The sequence below is a fragment of the Amycolatopsis sp. NBC_01307 genome (genome assembly GCF_035975215.1).
In the GTDB taxonomy this organism is placed as follows: domain Bacteria; phylum Actinomycetota; class Actinomycetes; order Mycobacteriales; family Pseudonocardiaceae; genus Amycolatopsis.
The window spans coordinates 4,346,949-4,369,952 of the sequence record NZ_CP108403.1 but is presented as its reverse complement, the minus strand read 5'-3'; the positions used below and the strand labels follow the sequence as shown (position 1 = coordinate 4,369,952).

Genomic DNA, 23,004 nt, shown 5'->3' with positions numbered 1-23,004 from the left:
TGCTCGCCACGCTGAACCGGGTGACCACCGCCCTGCGGGACACCCGGGAACGGCTGCGCGTGACGCAGGCGCGGGCACGCGAACCGATCGCCGTCGTCGGGCTGGGCTGCCGGTTCCCGGGCGGGGTCGCCGACCCCGAGGCGCTGTGGCGGCTGGTCGAGGGCGGCCACGACGCCGTCACGGCGTTCCCCGCCGACCGCGGCTGGCCGGCCGACCTCACCGGCGCGGGCGGTTTCCTCTCCGACCCGGCGTGGTTCGACGCCGCGTTCTTCGGCATCGGCCCACGCGAGGCCCAGGGCATGGACCCGCAGCAGCGGCTGCTCCTGGAGATCTCCTGGGAGGCGCTGGAGCGCGCCGGGATCGACCCGGCCTCGCTGCGCGGCTCCCGCACGGGCGTCTTCGCCGGGACCAGCGACCAGGACTACCGCCAGCTGCTGATGGCCCACCTCGACGACCACCCCGATCACCTGGCCACCGGCACCTCGGCGAGCGTGCTGTCCGGGCGGATCGCCTACCTGCTCGGGCTGGAAGGGCCCGCGGTCTCGGTCGACACCGCGTGCTCGTCTTCGCTGGTGGCCCTGCACCTGGCCGTGCGCGCGCTGCGCGCGGGGGAGTGCGATCTCGCGCTGGCCGGTGGCGCGCTGGTGATGGCCACCCCCGGCATCTACCGCGCCTTCGAGCACCAGAGCGCGCTCGCCGCCGACGGCCGCTGCAAGGCGTTCGCCGACACCGCGGACGGCGTCGGCTGGGGTGAAGGCGCCGGCGTCGTCGTGGTGGAACGGCTTTCCGACGCCCTCGCGCACGACCACCCGGTCCTCGCCGTCGTCCGCGGCACCGCGGTCAACTCCGACGGCGCGTCCAACGGCCTGACCGCGCCCAACGGGCTGGCCCAGCAGCGGGTCCTGCGCGCCGCGCTGGCCGACGCCGGGCTGCGACCGTCCGATGTGGACGTCGTCGAGGCGCACGGCACGGGCACGAAACTCGGCGACCCCGTCGAGGTCGCGGCCCTGCAGGCCGTCTACGGCCGCGACCGGGCCCGGCCGCTGGCCATCGGCTCGATCAAGTCCAACATCGGGCACAGCCAGGCCGCGGCCGGCGCCGCCGGGCTGCTCAAGGTCGTGCTCGCGCTGCGCCACCGGACCCTGCCCGCGACGCTGCACGCGGATCCGCCGTCGTCCCAAGTGGACTGGACCGGTGGTGGTGTCGAAGTGCTCACCGAGAACCGGCCCTGGCCGGCGGACGACGAACGGCCGCGCCGGGCGGGGGTGTCCGCGTTCGGCATCAGCGGCACCAACGCGCACGTCGTCGTCGAAGAAGCACCGGCTCGCACTGAGACTGTCCCTGCGAACGCGGCCCAGCTGCCGTGGGTGCTCTCCGCGCGCTCCGAGTCCGCGCTGCGGGCCCGGGCCGGGCAGCTGGCGTCCCAAGTGGACGGCCGGGACCCGGTCGCCATGACCCACGCCTTGATCACGACGCGCAGCACGTTCGAGCACCGCGCCGTCGTGCTCGACGACGACCCCGCGACCGCGCTCGACGCGGTGAGCCACGACGCCACCGTGCCCGGTCTCGTGTGCGGCACCGCGGACCTGGCCGGCAAGGTCGTGTTCGTCTTCCCCGGCCAGGGCGGCCAGTGGGCGGGCATGGCCGCGGACCTCCTGGAGAGTGCGCCGGTGTTCCGGGAGCAGCTCGAAGGCTGCGCCGTCGCCCTCGCCCCGCACACGGACTGGGACCTGCTCGACGTCCTGCGCCAGGCCCCGGACGCGCCGTCGCTGGACCGCGTCGACGTCGTGCAGCCCGCGTTGTTCGCGGTGATGGTCTCCCTGGCCGCCCTCTGGCGCGCCTCGGGGATCGAACCGGACGCCGTCGTGGGGCACAGCCAGGGCGAGATCGCCGCCGCCCACGTCGCGGGCGCGCTGTCGCTGGAGGACGCCGCGCTCGTCGTCAGCCGCCGCGCGAAAGCACTGACCGCGCTGTCCGGCCTCGGCGGCATGGCCTCGGTCGAGCAGCCCGCCGACAGCCTGCGCCTGGATGACCGGCTGGCGATCGCCGCGGTCAACGGGCCGGAGTCCGTGGTGGTCGCCGGGGACACCGCCGCCCTCGACGACCTGGTGGCCGAGCTGACCGCGGCCGGCGTCAAGGCGCGGCGGCTCGGCGTCGACTACGCCTCCCACTCGCCCGCGGTCGAACGCGTCCGCGACCGCGTGCTCGCCGACCTCGCCCCGATCTCGCCGCGGGCCGCGGAGATCCCGTTCCACTCCGCGGTGACCGCGACCGTGCTCACCGGCACGGAGCTCGACGCCGAGTACTGGTACGACAACCTGCGCAAACCGGTGCGGTTCGCCGACGCCCTCGCCGGGCTCCCGGCGCCGGAGCACACGTTCTTCGCCGAGATCAGCCCGCACCCCGTGCTCGTCCCCGCGGTACTGGCGGCGGTCGGCGACGACGCCGTCGTCACCGGGACGCTGCGCCGCGGCGAAAGCGGCCGGGACGCGTTCTTCGCCGCGCTCGCCCGGGTGTACGTGCGCGGCCTCCGTCCGAAGTGGACGGAACTGGGCGAGCCCGGCCGCCCCGCGTTCGCCGAGCTGCCGACCTACCCGTTCGAACGCAAGCGCTTCTGGCTGGCGCCGAAGGAGACCCGCAGCAGCGCGCACCCGGTCCTCGACGCGCCGGTCGAGCTGGCCGACACCGGCGAACTGGTGCTGACCGGCCGGCTGTCGTCGGCGGAGACGCCGTGGCTGGCCGACCACCAGGTCCTGGACGCGGTGATCCTGCCCGGCACCGCCTGGCTCGAACTCGCCCTGCACGCCGGGGCGGCCGCGCAGTGCCCGGTCGTCAAGGAGCTCACCCTCGAACGGCCGCTGGTCCTGCCGAACGACACCACCGTCGCCGTCCAGCTGCGCGTCGGCGCGCCGGACGCGGCCGGGCACCGCGACCTGCGCCTGTACGCGAAGGCCGCCGGCGCGAAGTGGGAGCGCCACGGCGAAGGGCTCCTCGGCCGGCAGCAGACGGACCCCGAGCCGATCGGCGCGTGGCCGCCCGAAGGCGCGGAACTCGTTTCGCACAGCGGTCATTACGCGACGCTCGTCGAGCGCGGCCTGCGGTACGGGCCCGCGTTCCAGGGCCTGCGCGCGGTCTGGCGGCGCGGTGACGACGTCTTCGCCGAGGTGGCCTGCCCGGTCGACACGCGCGGGTTCGCCGTCCACCCGGCCCTGCTCGACGCCGCCCTGCACGCGCTCGGGTTCGGCACCGGCGGCCCGGTGGCCGACGGGCCGATGCTGCCGTTCAGCTGGACCGAGGTGACCGCGCACGCCACGCGCCCGGCCGCGCTGCGGGTCCGCCTGCGCGGCGCGGTGGGCGGCTCGGTGCGCCTCGACGTCGCCGACGGCGAAGGCGCGCCGGTGCTCTCGGTGGGCTCCCTGGTGCTGCGCCCGGCCACCGCGCGCGGCGACGTCCCCCGCGACGCGCTGTACCGGACCAAGTGGGTCGAGGTGCCCGCTACAGGCAACACCGCGCCGGGCGGCATCGTCGCCGTGGGCCTGGGCACCGGCCGGTTCCCCGCGTTCGCCGACCTGAACGCCCTGCGGGCCGCCGTCACGGCCGGGCAGCCCGTACCGAGCGCGGTGCTCGTCAGCGCGTCCGGCGACTCGGTGCGGGACGCCACCCACCGCGCGCTTGCTCTTGTGCAGTGGTGGCAGGTCTTCCCGGAGTTCGCCGCCTCGAAACTGGTGTTCCTGACCTCGGGCGCGGTCGCGGCCCGCGGTGGTGACGACGTCGCGGACCTGGCCGGCGCGGCCGTGACCGGCCTGGTCCGCTCCGCCCAGACCGAGGAGCCCGGCCGGTTTGTGCTGCTGGACGCCGCCGACGTCACGCCGTTGACGGTGGCCGCCGCGCTGGGCACCGGCGAGCCCGAACTCGCGCTGCGCGGGGGAGTGCTGCTCGCGCGCCGGCTGGTGCGCGCTTTCGCCCCCGCGCCCGCGCCGTTCGCCGACGCCGACGACGTCGTGCTGATCACCGGCGGCACCGGCACCCTCGGTGGGCTCCTCGCCCGGCACCTGGTCACCGGGCACGGCGTGCGCCGGCTGGTGCTGGCCGGCCGGCGCGGCCGCGCGCCCGAACTGGTCGACGACCTCGCCGAGCTGGGCGCGACGGCCGCCGTCGCCGCCTGCGACGTCGCCGACCCCGGGCAGCTGCGACGGCTGCTCGACGAGCACCGGCCGACGATCATCGTGCACGCGGCCGGAACGCTGGACGACGGCGTGCTGCCGGCCATGACCCCGGCACGGCTGGACGCGGTCCTGCGGCCGAAGGCCGACGCGGCCCTGCTGCTCCACGAACTGACAAAAGACCGGCCGCTCAAGGCGTTCGTGCTGTTCTCCTCGGCCGCCGCGACCGCGGGCAGCGCCGGCCAGGCGAACTACGCCGCCGCCAACGCCGTCCTCGACGCGCTGGCCCACCGGCGGCGCGCGCTCGGCCTGCCCGCGATCGCCCTGGCGTGGGGCCTGTGGGCGGAGCGCAGCGACCTGACCCGCCACCTCGCGCCGTCGCCGGATGCCTTGTCCACCAAGGAAGCGCTCGCCCTGTTCGACGCCGCCGTGTCGCTCGGCGACCCGGTGCTGGTGCCCGCCCGGTTCACCCTGGACGGCGCCGTCGACCGCCCGCTGCTGCGGGAGCTGGCCGAACGGCCCGACACCCCGGACGACGACCTGCGCCACCGGCTGGACCGCCTCGGCGGCCCGGACCGGGAGCGGGCGCTGGTCGACCTCGTGCTGACGACGGTCGCGGGCACCCTCGGCCACGACGGCACCGGCGACCTCCGCCCGAACGCCGGCTTCCTCGAGGTGGGCGTCGACTCGCTGGCGGCGGTCCGGATCCGCAACCGGCTGGCCGGGGTGCTGCGGCTGCGGCTGCGCGCGACGGTGACCTTCGACCACCCGAGCCCGGTGGTGCTGGCCCGGCACCTGGCCGAGCTGCTGGCCACCGGCGCGGAGGACGTCATCGACGAGGAAGGCGCGCGGATGCGCGAGTCGGTGCTGAGCACTCGCGACACCGACTGGCAGGAGACGCGCCGGTTCGTCACGTCACTGCAGGAGGTGTCGCAACCGCCCCAACCGGTCCGGCTGGCCACCGGCTCCCGGCACCCGGCGCTGGTGTGTGTGCCGGGCATCGTTGGCATGTCCGACCCGGTGCAGTTCGCGCGGCTGGCCAAGTCCTTCCAGGGCGACCGGGACGTCTGGGCGGTGCGCCACCCCGGCTACCGCCGCGCCGAGCCGTTGCCGAAGAGCCGGGACCTGCTGCTGGACCTGCACGCCGCCGGGCTGCGCGCCGAACTGGGGGACGAGCCGTTCGTGCTGGCCGGGCTGTCCGCCGGCGGCCTGGTCGCCTACCAGATCGCCCGGCGGCTGCGGGAGCAGGGAACCCCGCCCGCCGGGGTGGTGGTGCTGGACAGCTACGTCCCCAGCGAGCACCAGCGGCTGGTCCGCCTGCTGCCCGGGCTCGGCGAGGAAGCCCAGGCCCGGATGGACAACCCGAACCACGCGGTGCCCGGTGACGACGGCTGGATCACCGCGATGCTGCACTACCAGGAATTCGACTGGACACCGGAAGAACTGCCGATTCCCGTGCTGTTCGTGCGCGCGGCCGAACCGCTGGAGGGCTGGCCCGCTGACTGGGAACCCGAATGGCCGTTCGAGCACACCCTCGCCGTGGCGCCCGGCAACCATTTCACCATGCTGGAAGCCCACGCCGCGGACACTGCCGGGCTGATCGACGGCTGGATGCGCAAATCCCTGGAATGACCGCGGGTAAGCGCTTTCGAAGACGAGTGGTTCTACCAGAAACGCCATCGCCGGCTTTGCCTGAACGCCGGGAAAAGCCAAAATCGAGAACGCAGCCGACTCGAGGGGAATCCGCGTGCAGCGACCCGAGCGCAACGCCCGACTGGCCGGGCGGACCCTGGGCGAAAGCCTGGCCCTGCTGGCCGGCTCCACCCCGGACGCCCGTGCGAGATTCCCCACCGCGGGCGACGAGATCACCGCCACCGAGCTGGACCTGGCCGCCACCGCGGCCGCCCACGGGTTCCTCCGCGCCGGCGTCCGCCCCGGCGACGTCGTCGGCGTGCTGGTCCCCACCGCGGCCCGGTTCCTCACCACGATCTACGGGCTCTGGCGCGCCGGCGCGGCGGTCAGCGTGCTGCCGATCCAGGCCGGCTTCGCCGACGTCGCCAACACCGCGCGCCGGCTCGCCCGCATCGTGACCGCCGCGGGCATGCGCCACCTCGTGCTCGACCCCGCCCACGCCGACCTCGGCGACGCGCTCCGCGGCCTCGGCACCGGCGTCACGCTGGTGCCGCCGTCCGCCCCCAGCGGCACCGGTGACGCGCGTGCCCTGCCCACCGTCGATCCCGCGTCGCTGGCCATCGTGCAGTTCACCTCGGGCAGCACCAGCCGGCCCAAGGGCGTGATGCTGCCGCACGAGACGACCATGGCCGGGCTCGAGTCCTGCGTGATCGCGGGGGAGTTCACCGCCGGCGACGTGTTCCTGCAGTGGGTGCCGACCTTCCACGACATGGGCCTGATCGGGCTGCAGTCGCACTGGCTCAACGGCGCCGACGTGCACGTCTTCGCCCCGACGACCTTCCTGCGGCGGCCGGGTGCGGTGCTTGCGCACTTCGCCGCGCACGGCGGCACCGTGATGACCGGCCCCAACTTCTCCTACGACTACCTCGTCGACCGCGTCCCGGCGGAGGAACTGGCCACGTTGGACCTGTCCCGCTGGCGGCTGGCGTTCAACGGCGCGGAACCGGTCAGCGCGGCGACCGTGCGGCGGTTCACCGAGGCCCTGAAACCCAGCGGGGTGGCCGAATCCGTGATGTACCCGGTGTACGGCATGGCCGAGGCCACCCTGTCGATCAGCTACCCGGATCCCGGCAGCACCGCGCGCGTCCGCGCCGTGGACCGCCAGGAGCTGGGCGCCACCGGCGTCGCGCGGACGGTCGCCGAGACGGCGCCGACGGCCAAGCCGGTCGTCTCGGTGGGCCGCGCGGTGCACGGCATCGACCTGCGGGTGGTCCGCGACAGCGGCGCGGTCGCCACCGACGGCGAGTTCGGCGAGATCCAGATCGCCGGGGACCCGGTGGCCACCGGCTACTTCCGCGACCCCGGAGCGACCGCCGCCGCGTTCGACGGCCGCTGGCTGCGCACCGGGGACCTCGGCTTCCGGCTCGACGGCGAGCTGTACGTGACCGGGCGGCGCAAGGAGATGGTCGTCGTGCACGGCCAGAACTTCTTCCCCGACGACGTCGAGCGCGTCGCCCGGACCGTGCCGGGGGTCTACCGCGGCCGGTGCGTCGCCTTCTCCGACACCGACGACGAAGGCGGCGAACGGATCGGGGTGATCGTCGAGACCGGGGCGGACCCGGCCGGCGTGTGCGAGGAAGTGCGCCGCCGCGTCGCCGCCGAAGTCGACCTCGCGCGGGTGGCGATCTACCCGGTGAAACCCCGCTGGATCCCGCGCACCACCAGCGGCAAGTGGCAGCGGGTGCTCGCCGCTCGCCGCGTCACCGCCGGCGAAGCCGACGGAATGTTCCCGGACAACGCACACGACGGCCGAGGAGAACGGGTGTGAACAACAGGACGACATCGCGGGCCGGCGTACCCCTGCTGGCCGACGAGGAAATGCACAGCGCCAGGATCTTCGCCGACTACCAGCACGCGACGTGGGAGCTGCACCACATCCCGTGGGACTCCTTCCGGGCCGATCTGGTGAAGCCCGAGCACATCATCTTCGCCAAGGGCGCCATCATCGGCGAGTCCAACGTGGTCGCGGCGACCCACGGGCTGCTCAACGAGTTCGGCATGGACTACGACTTCTCCCAGTTCACCTGCATCTGGGGCTACCAGGAGATCCAGCACCACCTGGCTTTCCAGACCTGGCTGCAGCTGGCCGGGCACAGCATCGAGCACCGCACGATCGCCTCGATGCGCGAGGCCTACCCGCCGGGGGTCACCCGGGCGGCGACGCTGGCCACCAACGTCATCTGCGAGGTGCTCGCCACCCACGCCTACAAGTGCGTCGCCCGCAGCATGGAAGAACCGGTGCTGGCCGAGATCCTGCGCAAGGCGAGCGGCGACGAAGCGCGCCACGCCCGCGAGTTCGTGCACTACACCGCGCAGCAGCTGGCCGACCGGCCCGAAGAGCTCGTCTCGGTCTTCGAGACCCTCTACATCTACATGGGCACCACCCGGGACCTCTACCGCCACCCCGTCAGCCGCTTCAAGGGCGACCTGCCCGAGCTGGCCGGCCACGAGACGATCGACGAGATGTTCGCCTACTTCGCCGAGGTCGACGAGGACGGCACCGAGTGGGCCAAGTGCTGCGAGCAGCTGTTCAAGTACTTCTCCACGATCACCGGCTACCCGCTGACGAAGATGGCTGACGTCCGCCGCGCGATCGTCGACGAGTCGCTCAAGGCCGAGGCGGCGGTCGGATGACCGTCGCCGCGCACCAGCCGGGGGAGGAGATCGAATTCCCCTGGCACACCGAATCTTCCTTCAACTGCTTCGGCTGCTCACCGCACAACCCGATCGGGCTCAAGCTGCGCATGCGACGACTGTCCAATGGGGACTATACGGCCGAGACGGTGTTCTCCGAGGACTACGCCTCCTACCCGGGGATCGTGCACGGCGGCATCGTCCAGGTGCTGCTCGACGAGGTCATGGGCGACACCCTCGCGCTGGTGCACGGCATGCTCGCGTTCTCGGTGACCCTGCGCAGCCGGATGCTGCTGCCGCTGCGCGTCGGCATCCCGTACACGACGACCGCGCGGATCACCGGCCGCGGCCACGGGGTGCTGCACACCGAGGCCGAGATCACCGGGCCGGACGCCGAGACGCACGTCATGGCGGGCGGCACCTTCCAGCCGATCCGCTCCGACCAGGCCCGGACCCTGATGGACCTGGACGAGGCCGCCTTCGGCCGCGTCCGGCACTACTTCGACCACGGAACAGGAGAGTCATGACCGCCGAATCCGCCACCCGCGAAGACATCGCGTCCGTCACCGCCGAGTACCTCGCCGGCGAGCTGAAGATCCCGACGGGCGAGATCGCCGCCACCGACGTGCTCCGGGACCTGCCCGGCGCCGACTCGATGAAGATGCTGCGCGTGGTGGCCAAGCTGGAGCGCCGCTGGGACGTCGAGTTCGAGGACGAGGAGATCTTCGCGGTGAAGACCGTCGACGAGCTCGTCACGCTGGTGCGGAAGGGCATCGGCGGCGACCTGGCGGAGTCATGACGGCGACGACCCCGCAGCAGGCCCGTGAGGCGACGAACAAGCACTACGAGCTGCCACCCGAGCTGTTCGCGCTCTACCTGGACCGCCGCCTGAAGTACAGCGCCGGGCTGTACGCCGACGAGCACACCGACCTCGACACCGCGCAGACGAACAAGCTGCACTTCGTCGCGCGGCAGCTGGGCCTGAAGGGCGGGGAACGGCTGCTCGACGTCGGCTGCGGCTGGGGCAGCCTGATCCTGTTCATGGCCCAGGAGTACGGCTGCCGCGCCACCGGCGTCACGCCGTCCGGCCCGCAGGCCGAGTACATCCGGGCGCGCGCGGCCGAGGCCGGCGTCGCCGAGCTGATCACCCTGGTGCCCGGCTCGTTCACCGACGTCGAGCCGGCCGGGCGCTTCGACGCCGTGACCATGCTGGGCTCGATCGTGCACATGCCGGACCGGACCGAGGTGCTGCGCAAGGTCCGCGGCCTGTTGCGGCGCAACGGATCGCTGTACGTGTCGGAGAGCTGCTTCCGCGACCACGAGACCTACCGCGAGTTCTCCCGGCGCCCGGGCACCGTGCACGTCACCGAGGACATCTTCGGGTTCGCCGACATGGTGCCGGCCTCGGTGCTGCTGGAAGCGCTCGAATCGGCGGGGTTCAGCCTCACCGGTCTCACCGACCTGACGGCGCACTACCACCGCACCATCGAGCAGTGGGAGGAGCGCGTGCACGCCGCGCGCGACCGCGTCGAGCAGGTGGCGCCCGGCATGAGCGAACCGCTGATCCGGTACCTGCAGACGGCCAACGCCGGCTGGGGGTACACCACCAAGCACTACGCCATGACCGCGGTGAAGTCCCGGATGGGCCCCACGGAGGCGCCATGAACCAGCCCGACGCGTCCGGTGCCCGGGCGGACCTGGACCCGGCCGAGATGCGCCGGCTGGCCGGGGCCGCCGTCAGCCGCGCGGGCACCCGCCAGTGGTCGGTCGACGACCTGCCGTGGGAGTCCCTGCGGCCGGAGGAACTGACCGAGACCGACTGCTCGGTGGTCCGGTTCATCACCTTCATCGAGGACCACATCCCCGGCTACCTCACCTACTTCCTCCAGGCGTTCCCGGTGTCCGGCGGCGACCAGGCCATCGAGGAGTTCTGCTTCAACCGCGAGTACTTCCGGTTCCTGATCTCCTGGGCCAACGACGAGGAGCGGCACGCGTCGGTGCTGACGCGCTACCAGATCGAGGCGGGCATCAGCGACCCCGACACCCTGATGTGGGAGCTGGCGCGGGAAGGCAGCAAGAAGTTCGCCCTGCCCTACGAGACCCCGGTGCAGGCGTTCACCTACACCCTGGTGCAGGAGAAGGCGACGCAGCTGTTCTACCAGCGGTTCAAGGCGGTCGCGACCGAGCCCGTGCTGCGTTCCCTGCTGCACCGGCTGGCCCGGGACGAGGCCCGGCACTTCGCGTTCTACAGCGAGCTCGTCACCGCCTACATCCGCCGGCACGGCCTCGCCGCGACGGTGCCCGATCTCAAGGACGTGCTCGCGACGTTCCGGATGCCGCTGGCCGACACGCTCAAGGGGTACTGGCGGTGGTCGGTGAAGATCACCGACGCCACGTCGTACGACCACACCGAGGCCTACGACGCGCTGGTCCGGCTGGTGACCGGCTTCGCGGGCGAGAGCGGCCGGGCGTCGGCGGCGGACCTGACCGGGTTCGTGCACCGCATCCGCGCGATCTGAGGGACGGGAACCAGATGACCACGCTGTTCGACCCCCGCGATCCCGCGGTGCGCACCGACCCGTACCCGGTGTACCGGCGCCTGCGCGAGACGGACCCGGTCCACCGGTCGGACTTCGGCTTCTGGGTGCTCTCCCGCTACGCCGACGTCGACGCCGTGCTGCGCGCGCCCGGCGTGTCCAGCGAGTTCTACCGGAACCCGAGCTGGGCCCAGCGCCGCGGCGGCCTGGACAGCCCGCTGGTGCGCAGCGTGCGGAGCTGGCTGCTGATGCTCGACGGGCCCGCGCACCGGCGGATCCGCGGCGTCATCGGCAAGGTCTTCACCCGCGCCGCCGTGGACCGGCTGCGCCCGCGCGTCGCCGCCGAGACGAACCGGCTGCTCGACGCCGCCGGTGAGGGCCGCACCGACCTGATCGCGAGCCTCGCGCTGCCCCTGCCGGTCACCGTGACCTGCGACCTGCTCGGCCTCCCCACGGACGACCGCGACCGGTTCCGGCGCTGGACCGAGCAGATCAGCCGGGTGATCGACCCGGCGATCACGGCCGCGGACGTCGCCGAGCTGAACCGGGCGGAAACCGAGTTCCGCGCGTACGTCACCGGAGAGCTCGACCGCCGCCGCGCCACCCCGCGTGACGACATCCTGTCGCTGCTCGCCCACACCGAGGTGGACGGCGTCCGCCTGACCGACCACGAGATCATCGCCAACGTGCTGTTCCTGTTCGTGGCCGGGCACGAGACCACGGTGAACCTGATCGGCAACGGCCTGCTCGCGCTGCTGCGCCACCCGGAGCAGCTGAAGCTGCTGCGCGAGCACCCCGAGCTGATCCCCGGCGCCATCGACGAGATCACCCGCTTCGACGCGCCCGTGCAGATCGCCTCGCGGCTGCTCGACGACCAGGTCGTGCTCGACGACGTCGCCCTGCCCGCCGGCTCGAAGGTCATGCTGCTGTTCGGCGCGGCCTGCCGTGACCCGGAGCGCTACGCGGACCCGGAACACCTCGACGTCACCCGGACCGGGATCAAAAACCTGGCGTTCAGCGGCGGCCCGCACTACTGCCTCGGCGCGGCGCTCGGGAAGATGGAGGCCGCGACCGTGTTCCGGGCGCTGCTGGACCGCTACCGCGTGATCGAGCTGACCGGCGAGGAGCTGTGCTGGCGGCCCAACGTCAGTTTCCGCGGGCTGGAACGGCTGCCGCTGGACCTCGCGCACTGAGCCGCGCGCGAAGGCGGCGATCCAGCCGGTAGGTGCCGAGCGTGGAGCCACCACAGGCGCCCTGCTCGGCGATCGGCTCCGTCGTGGCCCGCACGATCTGCTCCCGCTGCGCCCGGTGGTGACCGACCGCTGGTCATCGTCGTGTACTCGCTCAAGTACACGGCCGCGCGGCGACGCCTTCCTTCACTCGATCGAGGGAGATGACAAAAGCGACCTGTCCTGCGGCGCGACGGCGGCGAACAAAGGGCATACCCGGGAACGAGCCGGGTGAAGTTCTCCGCCGATCGGCCAATCCGGTCCGGCGGGAGCGCCGAACCACCGCCAGTACCCTGGGCAGATCCACAGTGGACTGTCTCCGCCGCCGCAATCCGTGGAGTGATTTCGCATGAGCAAGCTTCGTATCGCCGGTATCGGCCTGACCGCGGTCGCCGCGCTGGCCCTGACCGCGTGCAGCAGCAACGACACCGCCTCTTCGGGCTCGGCGAGCAGCAGCGCGTCCGCGCCGGCCCCGATGTCCTCCTCGGCCGCCGCGCCGGCCGGTGGCGCCACCGACGGCGTGACCACTAACGCCGACGTCTTCGGCCCGGCCTGCTCGCAGCTGCCGCAGGGCTCTTCGCCCGGTTCGCTGGACTCGATGGGCCCGCAGCCGGTCGCGTCGGCCGCGTCGACGAACCCGCTGCTGACCAAGCTGGTCGCCGCGGTCAAGGCCACCAACCTGGTCGACACCCTCAACAGCGCCCCCGCCATCACCGTGTTCGCCCCGGCCGACCCGGCCTTCGCCGCGTTGGGTGACGCGAAGTTCAACGAGCTGGCGGGCAAGCCGGCCGAGTTGTCGCCGATCCTGCAGTACCACGTCGTCGGCAAGCGTTACGACGCCAAGGGCCTCGCGTCCGCCGGCACGCTCGACTCGCTGAACGCCGCCGGTGGGCCGCTGAAGATCGAGGGCACCGGTGACAACATGACCGTCAACGGCGCGAAGATCCTGTGCGGCAACATCCCCACCAAGAACGCCACCGTCTTCGTGATCGACAAGGTGCTGACCCCGGGCACCAACAAGTAACACCGGATCTCCCGGGCCACCTCACCCCTCCCGCGCGGGTGGTCCGGTGACAGCAGGCCGCCGCGGCTCCGCCAACTCGGAGCCGCGGCGGTCGCGTCGCATCCACGAGGTGACGCGCCCTCGTGGTGTCCGGCCTGGCGGCGGGTTGCAGGAGATCCGCCGCCGGGGGACGCCGAAGCGGCGGCGTTCCGCCGGTCGCCGGCTCTGCCGGTTCACTCCAGGGCAGGGCCGGCGGCCGGCCCTCGGTCTCGCCGGCCGTGAAGTGCTTACCGGCAAAGAAAACGAAGGCCACCCCGGGACGCGCCCGAGGTGGCCTTCGGAATCATCTCCTACTGCTCGGTGGAGAGCTGGAACTCGACGCCGCCGAGGTCGTCCTTGCCGTCGGACTGCGACATCCGGAACACGAACTCACCGCCGGCCGCCGCGTCGGTCGCGGTGAACGTCACCGCGGTTTCGAGGCGTTCCTTCGGCTCGATCACCAGGCCCTGCAGCGTCGCCTGCCGCGGGTCGACGATCTCGACCTGCGTGTCCCCGACCGGCCGGACACCGACGCCCTTCTGGCCGCTCTGGCGCCAGCGCTCGGCGAGCACCTTGCCGAGGTCGACGACGACCGTGCCGGGCCCGCCCGCGAACGGCTTGCCGGGCTGGGTGAAGACCAGGTCCGTGGTCAGCCGGTCGGCGACCGGGTTGCCCAGGGTGAACGGGTGGGTGGTGCCGACGCCGGGCTTGAGCTTGATCGTGTCGACGTTGTGCCACGCGATGTTGTTGTTGTTCCGCGTGTTGGTGAGCGTGTTCGACCCGGGCAGCTCGGGGGAGGTCATCGGGTCGGTCGCGGAGATCCACCGGGCCAGCAGGCAGAAGTGGCCGGGACCGGGGACGCCGGCCCACAGGACCGGGACCTGCACCGACCCCGGGGCCACGGTCACCGTCGCCGAGGAGCCGACCGGGACCCAGTCCGTCGGCCACAGGGCCGCGCCGCCCTGCGCGGTGTAGGAGACCTCCACGTGGCCGGTCGACGCGCCGGAGCCGTACGGGCCCGGGTTGTTGAGCGTCACCACGACGTAGTTCGTCGCGCCGACGACCGGGTTGATCGAGGCGCACGGCGGCAGCGACGCGCACACCTTGATGTCCGGGCTCGTCCAGATCGGGTTCAGCGCGTGCGGCGCGACCCCCGTGTCCGCGGCGGCGTCCTTGATGAACACGTCGGTCTTGCGGCAGTTCTTCAGCGCGTCGAGGATCGCGGTCCCCGCGCCCGCGCCGCTGGCGGGTGTCGCGGCGTAGGTGCCGCCGGTCGTGCTGGCGTAGTCTTGCATGATCGTCGGGATGACCGGGTAGGCCGTGCTCGTCTGCACGTAGACCGACGAGATCTTGATGCCCTTGGTCGCCGCCTGGACCGCCCGGAGGTGGGCGTTCGCCTGGTCGGCCGCCGCGAAGGCGTCGTCGAAGCCGCCGGGGCGGGCGTCGGTCACCAGGATGACCATCTTCGTCGCGTTGCTGCGCCAGACGCCGGCGAAGTTGCCGACCTGCGGCCGCCCGGTGGCGGGCAGGTTGTTGACGGCCGTGTTGACCGCCTCGTCGGAGGCCTCGGGTTCGTTGTTGCCGCCGGTCGCGGTCAGGGCGTTGATCTGCGGGGTGACCGTGGCCAGGTTGAGCGCGGCGAGGTCGCTGTGCACGGTGATGTTGTCCTTGAACGTCACCAGGCCCAGCTTGTAGTCGTTGCCGGAGTTGGTCTGCACCGCGGTGGCGATGTTGCCCAGCTCGTTCTTGATGTTGGTCAGGGCCGGGCCCATGCTGCCGGTGTCGTCGATGACGAAGGTGACGTCGAGCGGCCCGCACGGCGAGGTGGGGGCCGGGGCCACGGCCGGGGTGGCGGCGGCCGTGAACACGGGCAGGAACGTGGCCGCGACGGCGACCGCGAGCGCGGCGGCGAACGGTCTGCGGCGCCGGTGGCGCAGAGTGGTGCTCATCGGGGTTTCCTCACGGGAGTGGGGGCTGGACTGCCACCGAGCGTCGCCCCGCGTGGTTGTGAACCGGTTGTCGCTCGCGCGCAGATCAGCTGGTTGGCTGTTTTCGCACCGCATCCGCGTGGTTACGCTCGCTGAGCCGTTTCGGCGCGGGAAGGAGCTGGGGGGTGTCCCAACCCGGGGAACTGCGCGTGCTGGGCCCGGTCGAAGCCGTGGGCCCGGCCGGGCTCGCGACGCTGCACGGAACGCGGCAGCGGGTCGTGCTCGGGGTGCTGGCGCTGCACGCGGGCACGGTGCTGCCGATCCCGCGGCTCGTCGACGTCCTGTGGGGCGAGGACCCGCCGCGCACGGCCGTCAAGACGCTGCACAGCCACGTCGCGCGCCTGCGCCAGGCCCTGGACGTCTGCGGCTTCCCGGCCGTCCTGGTCACCCGCGGGCCGGGCTACCTGCTCACCGTCCCGCCCGCGACGGTCGACGCGCACCGGTTCGAGCAGCAGGTGCGCGCGGCCGCGGCGGACCTCGCGGCGGGCGCCGTCGAGCGGGCGGCGTCGACCCTGCGGGCCGCCGTGACGCTCTGGCGCGGGGACGCCTTCGCCGACGCGGCGCTGTCCGGCTGGGGCCTGCGCGAGGTGGACCGGCTGCACGAGCTGCGGCTCTCGGCGGTGGAGGACCTCTGGGACGCCGAGCTGCGGCTGGGCCACCACGAGGACGCCGTCCGCGAGCTGCCGCGGCTGCTCGCCGCGGCCCCGACGCGGGAACGGCTGACCGGGCTGCACATGCTCGCGCTGTACCGCTGCGGGCGGCACACGGACGCGCTCGACGCCTTCCAGCGGCTGCGGCGGCGGCTCGCCGACGAGTTCGGCGTCGACCCCGGTCCCGAGCTGCTCACCCTGCACACGGCGATCCTGCGCCGCGACCACGAGCTGGAGCCGCGGGCCGCCGCGGCCGGGCCGTCGCAGCTGCCCGCGGGCGTCGGTCACTTCACCGGTCGCGGCGACGAACTCGCGTCGCTGGACGCGGCCCTCGAGGACGGCGATCGCCCGGTCGTGGTGATCTCGGGCGCCGCGGGCATGGGGAAGACCGCCCTGGCGCTGCACTGGGCGCACCGCGTCGCGGCCCGCTTCCCGGACGGGCAGCTGTTCCTCGATCTGCGCGGCCAGGACGCGGCCGAGGCGATGCCGGGGTCCCGGGCGCTCGCGCACCTGCTGCGCGGCCTGGACGTGCCGGAGGAGAACATCCCCGGCGACCCGGCCGAGCGCGCCGCGCTGTACCGCTCGCTGCTGCACGGGCGCCGGTGCCTGGTCGTGGTGGACAACGCCCGCGGCCTCGACGACGTCCTCCCGCTGATCCCCGGCACCGGCCCGGCCCTGCTGGTGATCACCAGCAGGCAGACCCTCGCCGCGCTGAGCACCCGCCACGCGGTGCACCCGGTCGCCTTGGACGCCTTCGCGCACGCCGAATCCCTCGCGCTGCTGAACCGCGTCCTCGGTGCCGACCGGGTGCGGCGCGAGCCGGGGCCGGCCGCCCGGGTCGCGCGGCTGTGCGGCGGGATGCCGCTGGCGCTGCGCATCGCGGCGGCCCGGCTGGTGGGCACGCCGAAGCGGCCGCTGGCCGAGCTCGCAGCCGAGCTGGCCGGGGCCGGGCGGCTCGACACCCTTGCGGTGGAAGGGGATTCGCGCACGGTCCGGGCCGTGCTCGCGACCGCGTACCTCCCGCTCGGCGACGCGCAGGCCCGGCTGTTCCGCCGGGTCGCGCTGAGCCCGGGCGCCACGTTCACCACCGCGCTCGGGGCGGCGTTGTGCGGGATGACGGCCGGCGACGGCGACCGCGCGACCGCCGGGCTCGCGACCGCGCACCTCGTCACGGCCGCGGGGGAGGACCGCTTCCGCTTCCACGACCTGATCCGCGAGTTCGCCCGGCAGTGCGCGCGGGCCGACGAACCGTCGTCCGCCCGGGCGGAAACCGGCGACCGGCTCGTCGACTGGTACCTGCTGGCCGCGGCCGCCGCGAACCGGGCGCTCGACCCGAACCGCGACCTCGTGACGCCGGTGCCGCGCTACGCCGCGCCCGCCGTGCCGGTCGGGCCAGACCGGCACGCCGCGCTGGCCTTCCTCACCGCCGAGCGCGACAACCTGCTGCCCGTGGTGCGGTTCGCCCGCGAGCACGGCCGCCCGGAAGCCGCCTGGCAGCTCACGTACCTGCTGACCAGCTTCTACGACACCGCCGGGCACTGGCACACCCGCGTCGAGCTGTGCCGCCAGGGCGCGGCCGCCGCGACCGAGATCGGCGACCCGCTGGCCGAAGCCGAGATGCTGCGGGCACTGGGCGTCGCGTACTTCATGACCCGGCGGCTGCAGGAGGCGCTCGACACCAACGCGGCCGCGTTGCGGACGGCCCGGGCCGCCGGCGACGTCCAGGGCGAGGGGCACATCCACAACAACACCGCCAACGCCTACGCGGAGCTGCGCCGCTTCGAGGAGGCCATCGCCTCGCACCGGCTCGCGGTGGCGCGCAACGCGGAGGCGGGCAACGACCTCGGCCACGCGCTGTCCCAGCGCAACCTCGGCCACACCTACGTCCGGATGGGCCGCGCGCGGGAGAGCCTCGACCCGCTGACGGAAGCGCTGGCCACGTTCCGCGACCTCGGCAACGCCCGTCTGGAGGCCGCCACGCTCGACACGCTGGGTGAGGCGCACCTGCAGCGCGGCGACCACGCGGCCGCGCTCGCCCACCTCGGCGAGGCGATCGCGGTGAGCCGGGCGATCGGCGACCGCTGGCTCGAATGGGAGTCGCTGCTCGACGCCGGCCGCGCCCACCTCGGCCAGGGCGACTTCGCCGTCGCGCTGGCGCACTTCGGGCAGGCGCTGGACCTCAGCCGCGACGTCGGCGACCGGCACGGGGAGGCGTCGGCGCTCGAACACCTCGCCCGCGCGCGGCTGGGCGCGGGCGACCTGGCCGCCGCGCGGGAGCACCTGGAACGCGGGCTGGCGCTGCGGGCCACGGTGCCCGACGGTTACGAACAGGCGCACCTGCACCGCGATCTCGGCGAGCTGGAGGCCCGGCTCGGCCGCCCGGCCGACGCGGCCCGGCAGTGGGCCACGGCCGCCGCGTTGTACACCCAGGCCAACGCGACGGCCGAAGCCCGTGAGGTGGCTAACCGCCGGGCTTGATGGTCACCTCCGTCCGTGCGTTGCCGAGTGTGCCCGCCGAGGGGGAGAACAGCTCCAGCACGAAGCGGGACTCGCTCTGGGTGTCGAGGAGCTTGACGACGGCGTCGCCCCCGCTCGCGCCGACCGGGATGGTGAGGATCGCGTCCTTCACCGGCACGTACGCCGGGACGCCGTCGCCGACCGGCAGGGTGCGGTAGTGCACGGTCACCGGCGCCCGCACCGGGGTGCTGACGTGCACGCCGATCGCGCAGACCTTCCAGCAGATCTTCCCGCCGTCGGTCGAGACGACCACGAGCGGCCCGCCGGCGCCGTCGTCGTCGAGCACCCCACCCGCGGCGAGGTCGTCGGCCAGGGTCACGCCCACGGGGTCGTAGAGGCGCAGCAGGAAGGGTTCGTTCGGCTCCGGGACGGCGTCCTTGACCACCTGGACGGAGACGGTCCGCGAGCTGGCCTCGCCGGTCCAGGTCAGCCGCCCGTTCACCGGGACGTAGTCGGCGGGGCTGGTCGCGCCGGGGGAGCCGTCCTCGGTCTTGTAGGAGACCGTGCCGGTGGGCGCACACCCCGCGGCCGAGGAGACGGACACGGTGAAGCTGAAGGTGGTGTAGCCGGGATTCAGGTCGGGAGTGCCCTCGTAGAGCGTCCGGTCGGCCACCGACACCGCCGCGGGACCACACCCCTGGGCGGCGTCCGCGGCCGGCCCGGGCACCAGGCCGAGCAGGAGCACGACCGCCGCGAGCACCGCTGATCTCATGCGAGCCACCCCTTGGGTCCGGGCGCACGGGAGCAGCGCGCCGCCGGGATATGGCGTACCGCACCCCGGTTGTGGCCGGGTTGTGACACCGTGTGGGGTGTGGCGGAGGAGTTGGCGAGTCGCGCGGCGTCGGCCCGCTGGAAGTGGAAAGCCGAAAGGGCTCGGACCGCCATCACCGCCGCCTTCGAGAGCCGGGATCAGCACCTGGCCGGCGAGTGGTGCGGGTTCGAGGAGTCGACGAGGCTCGGCGAGAGAGTGGACCGGCTTGGTCCCTCGCCCGGCCGGATCATCCAGCGGTGGCCGGCGAAACGGCAGTTCGTCGCCGCCCTGCAAGCATGCGGATCCGCGGCGTTTCCCTCGGTCGATGTCCACGTGGTCGTCATGGATGCCCCGGACGCGGGCTGGATCCGGGTCCGGGCCGACCTCGTGGCGGGCGACCTCGCGCGCGCCGTAGGGGAGTGGATGGCCGACGGGTTCATCGCGTTCGACCCCGAGGTGGATTCGCTGCTGAGCGTCGATGTCGAAGAGAAGGGCGGCGAGTCCTTCATCGAAACGACGCTCATCGGTGCCGGGTTCGGCGAACTGCATGCGTATCTCGGGAAACGCGGGCCGTCGCCGCTGGCCGTCGTGGACCAGGCGCGCCGGCCGTGAGTGGTGTTCCCCGTCACCGGTGCGGGGAACACCACTCCCGGGTCACGTCAGCTCATGGCGACCGCGTTCTTCGCGCGGACCGTCGTCGACGCCAGCAGCTGGTTGTCCTCCGGGCGGGCGTCGCCGGAGTAGACGTTCTCGATGGTCGCCACCACCTTGAACGACGTCCGGCCCGCGGCGACGTCCGCCGCCGTGTACGTGTAGGCGAAGGGGAAGACCACCTTGCGGCCCGCGGCCGCCGGTACCCACTGCTTGAGGTGGCCGATCTCCTGGTTGTAGCCCTGCTCGTCCAGCCGGTACAAGGTGACCGTCACCGTCTCGTCGTGGCGGGTGTTCGCGACCGACACCTTGATCGGCTTGGTCTGGTCCACCCGCGCGGTCGCCGGCACGGTGAAGTCCGACAGCGCCACGTCGTGCGTGTCGACCGTCAGCGTGTCGAAGCCGGTCCCGGTCCGGCCGTCGGCGGTCGTGCCGGTCACCTCGACCCGGTAGTCGCCGTCCGCGGCGTACCGGTGCCGGATCTCGGCCCCGGTGATGGGGGCCGAGCCGCCGTCGCCGAAGCGCACCTCGCCGCTGACGAAGGGCCGGCGGAGGCTGTCGCCCGAGTACGGTGCCAGCGTGACATCCGTGTACACCGACGGGTTGTTGGGGTAGAAGTTCAGGAACGGCGCCAGCGGCGGCGCCGTCTCGAGCCGGATGTCGAACAGGGACGCGGCATCGACGTCGTCGGCGACGCGGATCTGGTACGTCTCCCCGGCGACGGCGGTGAACACGGCGGCCCGGCGGTCACCGGAGGCCACACAGTCCACTTCGGACAGTGAGTCCGCCGACGTGCCCCGGTACACCGTGATGCCCGGGCCCCAGTCGAACATCGCCAGCGCGCTCACCGACCGCGTGCGGTCCGGGGTGAACCGGAACCACACGGACCGGTCGGCGTCCGGGTCGCAGCTCGGCGCGACCTCGCCGGCCTCGGCCGAGGCCACGGTCAGGTCGCCGGAGTACTCCCCGGGCACGGCGGCCGCCGCGGCCGCCGCGAAGTCGTCGTTCTGCGCCGGCGGCACGGTGGTGAAGCCCACCGTCAGGTCGCTCTGGTTGTACTGCTGGGCCAGCATGACGTGGTAGGTCGTGCCGGCGGTCGCGTGGAACGTCGCGGTCCCCGGGTAGCTCCACGTCGCGCAGGCGCCCGGCACCTGCGTCAGTGCGCCGCGGTCACCGGTGTAGACCGCGACGAACGGCCGGGCGGAGCCGGTGCTGGACGGCGTCACGCGGACCAACGCGTCCGCGGCCGCGGTGTAGTCGTACCAGACGGTCCACGTCGTGTAGGTGCCGCACGGCGTCGGGTCGTCGGCCGCCTTGGTCGATTCGGTGACGTCCTGGCTCGCCGTGAACGGCAGGGCGGTGACGGCGGTGGCGGAGCCGAAGTCGTCGTTGGACGGCGGGGCCGCGTGGGCGACCCCGGGCGCCAGCAGCACGGCCGTGAGGGCCGCGACACCGGCGAGCAGTGGACGGGCGGACAGCTTCATCTTGTTCCCCCTGGAAGTGGTCAGACGGCGACGATGCGCGAGGCGGGCGGCTTGACGGTCGTGGCGATGGAGATCGCCTCGTTGTCCGCCGGGACGGCGTCGGTCACCGGGTACTGCAGCTGGACCTCGGCGCGGAACGCGACCTTCCCGGCGAGCGTGTCGTCGGGGGTGAAGGTGTAGGCGAACGGGAACCGGACCTTGCCGGTGGCCCGCGCGGGCACCTGCAGCGTCAGCCGGCCGACCTCGGCCCAGTAGTCCGTGGTCCGCTTGGACAGCACGACGGTCACCGACTCGGCGTACCGCGTGTTGCTCACGTCCACCGAGATCGGCTTGCTGACGCCCTGCCGCGCCGACGCCGGGGTGGTGAACTTCGCGATCCCGACGTCGTGCGTGGTCACCGTGACCGGCTGGGTCACCGTCGCGGTGCGCCCGTCCGGGGACGTCGCGTGGAGCGTGACGGAGTAGACGCCGTCGGCCGCGTAGCGGTGGTACACCGTCTCCGTGCCGAGCGGGGCCGTCGCGCCGTCGCCGAAGTCCCACGTCCCGCTCAGCGGCAGGTCGATCGAGTTCCACGACGACGCGGAGAAGCCGGCGTTGTCGAACACCGTCGGGGTCGACGGGTACACGGACACGTCCGGCCGCAGCGGCGGCGCCTCGTCGACGACCAGCTGGACCGGCCCGTAGCCGCGGTGCGCCCCGGTGACGCGCAGGAAGTAGCCGGTGCCGGGACTCGTGCGGAACACGGCCGTGCCGCTGCCACTCCGCCGGCAGGTGACCTGCGTCAGGTCCGGCAGCGAATTCCCGGCGTACACGGTGACGGCGGCTTCGGACCCTTCGACCCGCGCGGTGACCGAGCGCGCCGTGTCCGAGGCCGGGTAGGAGTACCAGACCGACGGGATGCCCTCGTCCTCCACACAGCTCGAGTCCGGCTCGCCGGCCTGGGCCGTAGCGGTCGAGAGGTCAGCCTGCCGGGTGAACGGCAGGGCGGTGATCGGCTCGGCGGCCGCGAACGCGTCGTTGGCCGCCGGCGCGACCGCGTCGAGCGCGAACGACAGCGCGCCACCGGGCGCGTCGAGGCCGCCGACCAGGAAGGAGTAGGTCGTCCCGGCCGTCACCTGGAGCGTGATGGCCGGGTCGGTCCCGTAGTCGCAGGCGTCGGCCACGCTCTGCAGCCGGCCGCGCGGGCCGGTGTTCGCGGACAGGATCGTCCGGTGGTCGCTGCCGGCCGTCGTGGCGCGCAGCAGCCCGTCCTGGGTCGCGGTGTAGCTGAACCAGACCGACCCGGCCGCGGCGTACCCCGAGCACCAGCCCGGGTCGTCGCTCGTCTTGGTGGCCGCGCTGGTGTCCTCCTGCGTGGTGAACGGCAGGGAGGTGACGGCCACCGCGGCGTCGAAGTCGTCGTTGGCCGGCGGTGCCGCCGCGTGCGCGACGCCCGGGGCCACCACGGCCACCGCCGCGATCAGCACCCCGACCACGGCGACACGGCCGCGTGATCGCAATGAATACAGCACGAAGTGCTCCCCCTCGTGAAACGCCCCCGCCCCCATGACGAAGATCCCCTGCCGGACGTATCGACGGCACCCCGTCCGGCGTGACCGACTTCGCGGGAATTACGCCGGATGCCGTAACGGCGCGGCCTCGCCGTTCGCCGGGCGGTGTATTTCCC

Annotated in this window: 14 protein-coding genes and 1 pseudogene; 11 read left to right on the top strand and 4 right to left on the bottom strand. The window is 73.2% G+C overall.

The genetic code is table 11. From position 1 onward, the window contains the following. Positions 1-59: 59 nt before the first annotated feature. The 9 genes and pseudogenes from OG439_RS18540 to OG439_RS18500 all read left to right on the top strand — a co-directional run. Positions 60-5,795 (top strand): annotated as a pseudogene (locus tag OG439_RS18540) (SDR family NAD(P)-dependent oxidoreductase); the annotation flags it as partial. A gap of 115 nt (positions 5,796-5,910) precedes the next feature. Next, complete coding sequence (locus OG439_RS18535) at positions 5,911-7,623, top strand: AMP-binding protein (protein ID WP_326950604.1); 1,713 nt, start codon at positions 5,911-5,913, stop codon at positions 7,621-7,623. Next, entirely contained in the window at positions 7,620-8,489 is an 870-nt protein-coding gene (locus tag OG439_RS18530) for a ferritin-like domain-containing protein (protein ID WP_326950603.1), read from the top strand. Before OG439_RS18535 ends, OG439_RS18530 begins: the two co-directional genes overlap by 4 nt. Continuing rightward, entirely contained in the window at positions 8,486-9,016 is a 531-nt protein-coding gene (locus tag OG439_RS18525; RefSeq protein WP_326950602.1) for a PaaI family thioesterase, read from the top strand. Before OG439_RS18530 ends, OG439_RS18525 begins: the two co-directional genes overlap by 4 nt. After that, the gene (locus tag OG439_RS18520) at positions 9,013-9,288 is read left to right on the top strand and encodes an acyl carrier protein (RefSeq protein WP_326950601.1); all 276 of its coding nucleotides are present in this window, start codon (positions 9,013-9,015) and stop codon (positions 9,286-9,288) included. Before OG439_RS18525 ends, OG439_RS18520 begins: the two co-directional genes overlap by 4 nt. Beyond that, entirely contained in the window at positions 9,285-10,154 is an 870-nt protein-coding gene (locus OG439_RS18515; RefSeq protein WP_326950600.1) for an SAM-dependent methyltransferase, read from the top strand. Before OG439_RS18520 ends, OG439_RS18515 begins: the two co-directional genes overlap by 4 nt. Beyond that, positions 10,151-11,008 (top strand): acyl-ACP desaturase, encoded by an 858-nt coding sequence (locus OG439_RS18510; RefSeq protein WP_326950599.1) that lies wholly within the window; start codon positions 10,151-10,153, stop codon positions 11,006-11,008. Before OG439_RS18515 ends, OG439_RS18510 begins: the two co-directional genes overlap by 4 nt. 14 nt (positions 11,009-11,022) lie before the next feature. Continuing rightward, positions 11,023-12,219, top strand: a complete 1,197-nt coding sequence (locus tag OG439_RS18505) for a cytochrome P450 (RefSeq protein ID WP_326950598.1) — start codon at positions 11,023-11,025, stop codon at positions 12,217-12,219. Positions 12,220-12,604: 385 nt separating this feature from the next. Then, positions 12,605-13,279 carry a fasciclin domain-containing protein gene (locus OG439_RS18500; RefSeq protein WP_247052859.1) on the top strand — a complete coding sequence of 225 codons (675 nt, stop codon included), beginning with the start codon at positions 12,605-12,607 and terminating at the stop codon, positions 13,277-13,279. A gap of 329 nt (positions 13,280-13,608) precedes the next feature. On the opposite strand, the gene OG439_RS18495 is transcribed toward OG439_RS18500, so the two are convergent. Next, positions 13,609-15,246: a vWA domain-containing protein gene (locus OG439_RS18495; RefSeq protein WP_326950597.1), complete on the bottom strand. Its 1,638-nt coding sequence runs from the start codon at positions 15,244-15,246 to the stop codon at positions 13,609-13,611. Between the two features lie 164 nt (positions 15,247-15,410). Between OG439_RS18495 and OG439_RS18490 the strand changes: the two genes are divergently transcribed. Continuing rightward, positions 15,411-18,413 carry an AfsR/SARP family transcriptional regulator gene (locus tag OG439_RS18490; protein WP_326950596.1) on the top strand — a complete coding sequence of 1,001 codons (3,003 nt, stop codon included), beginning with the start codon at positions 15,411-15,413 and terminating at the stop codon, positions 18,411-18,413. On the opposite strand, the gene OG439_RS18485 is transcribed toward OG439_RS18490, so the two are convergent. Beyond that, entirely contained in the window at positions 18,397-19,164 is a 768-nt protein-coding gene (locus OG439_RS18485) for a Calx-beta domain-containing protein (RefSeq protein ID WP_326950595.1), read from the bottom strand. The two genes, OG439_RS18490 and OG439_RS18485, sit on opposite strands and share 17 nt — an antisense overlap. A 99-nt stretch (positions 19,165-19,263) precedes the next feature. Here OG439_RS18485 and OG439_RS18480 point away from each other — a divergent pair, with 99 nt between their 5' ends. Then, complete coding sequence (locus tag OG439_RS18480; protein ID WP_326950594.1) at positions 19,264-19,815, top strand: hypothetical protein; 552 nt, start codon at positions 19,264-19,266, stop codon at positions 19,813-19,815. Between the two features lie 47 nt (positions 19,816-19,862). Here OG439_RS18480 and OG439_RS18475 read toward each other — a convergent pair whose 3' ends face one another. After that, a complete protein-coding gene (locus OG439_RS18475) occupies positions 19,863-21,338 on the bottom strand; it encodes a hypothetical protein (protein WP_326950593.1) in 1,476 nt (491 codons plus the stop codon). A gap of 20 nt (positions 21,339-21,358) precedes the next feature. Beyond that, a complete protein-coding gene (locus tag OG439_RS18470; RefSeq protein ID WP_326950592.1) occupies positions 21,359-22,849 on the bottom strand; it encodes a PKD domain-containing protein in 1,491 nt (496 codons plus the stop codon). Positions 22,850-23,004 lie beyond the last annotated feature (155 nt).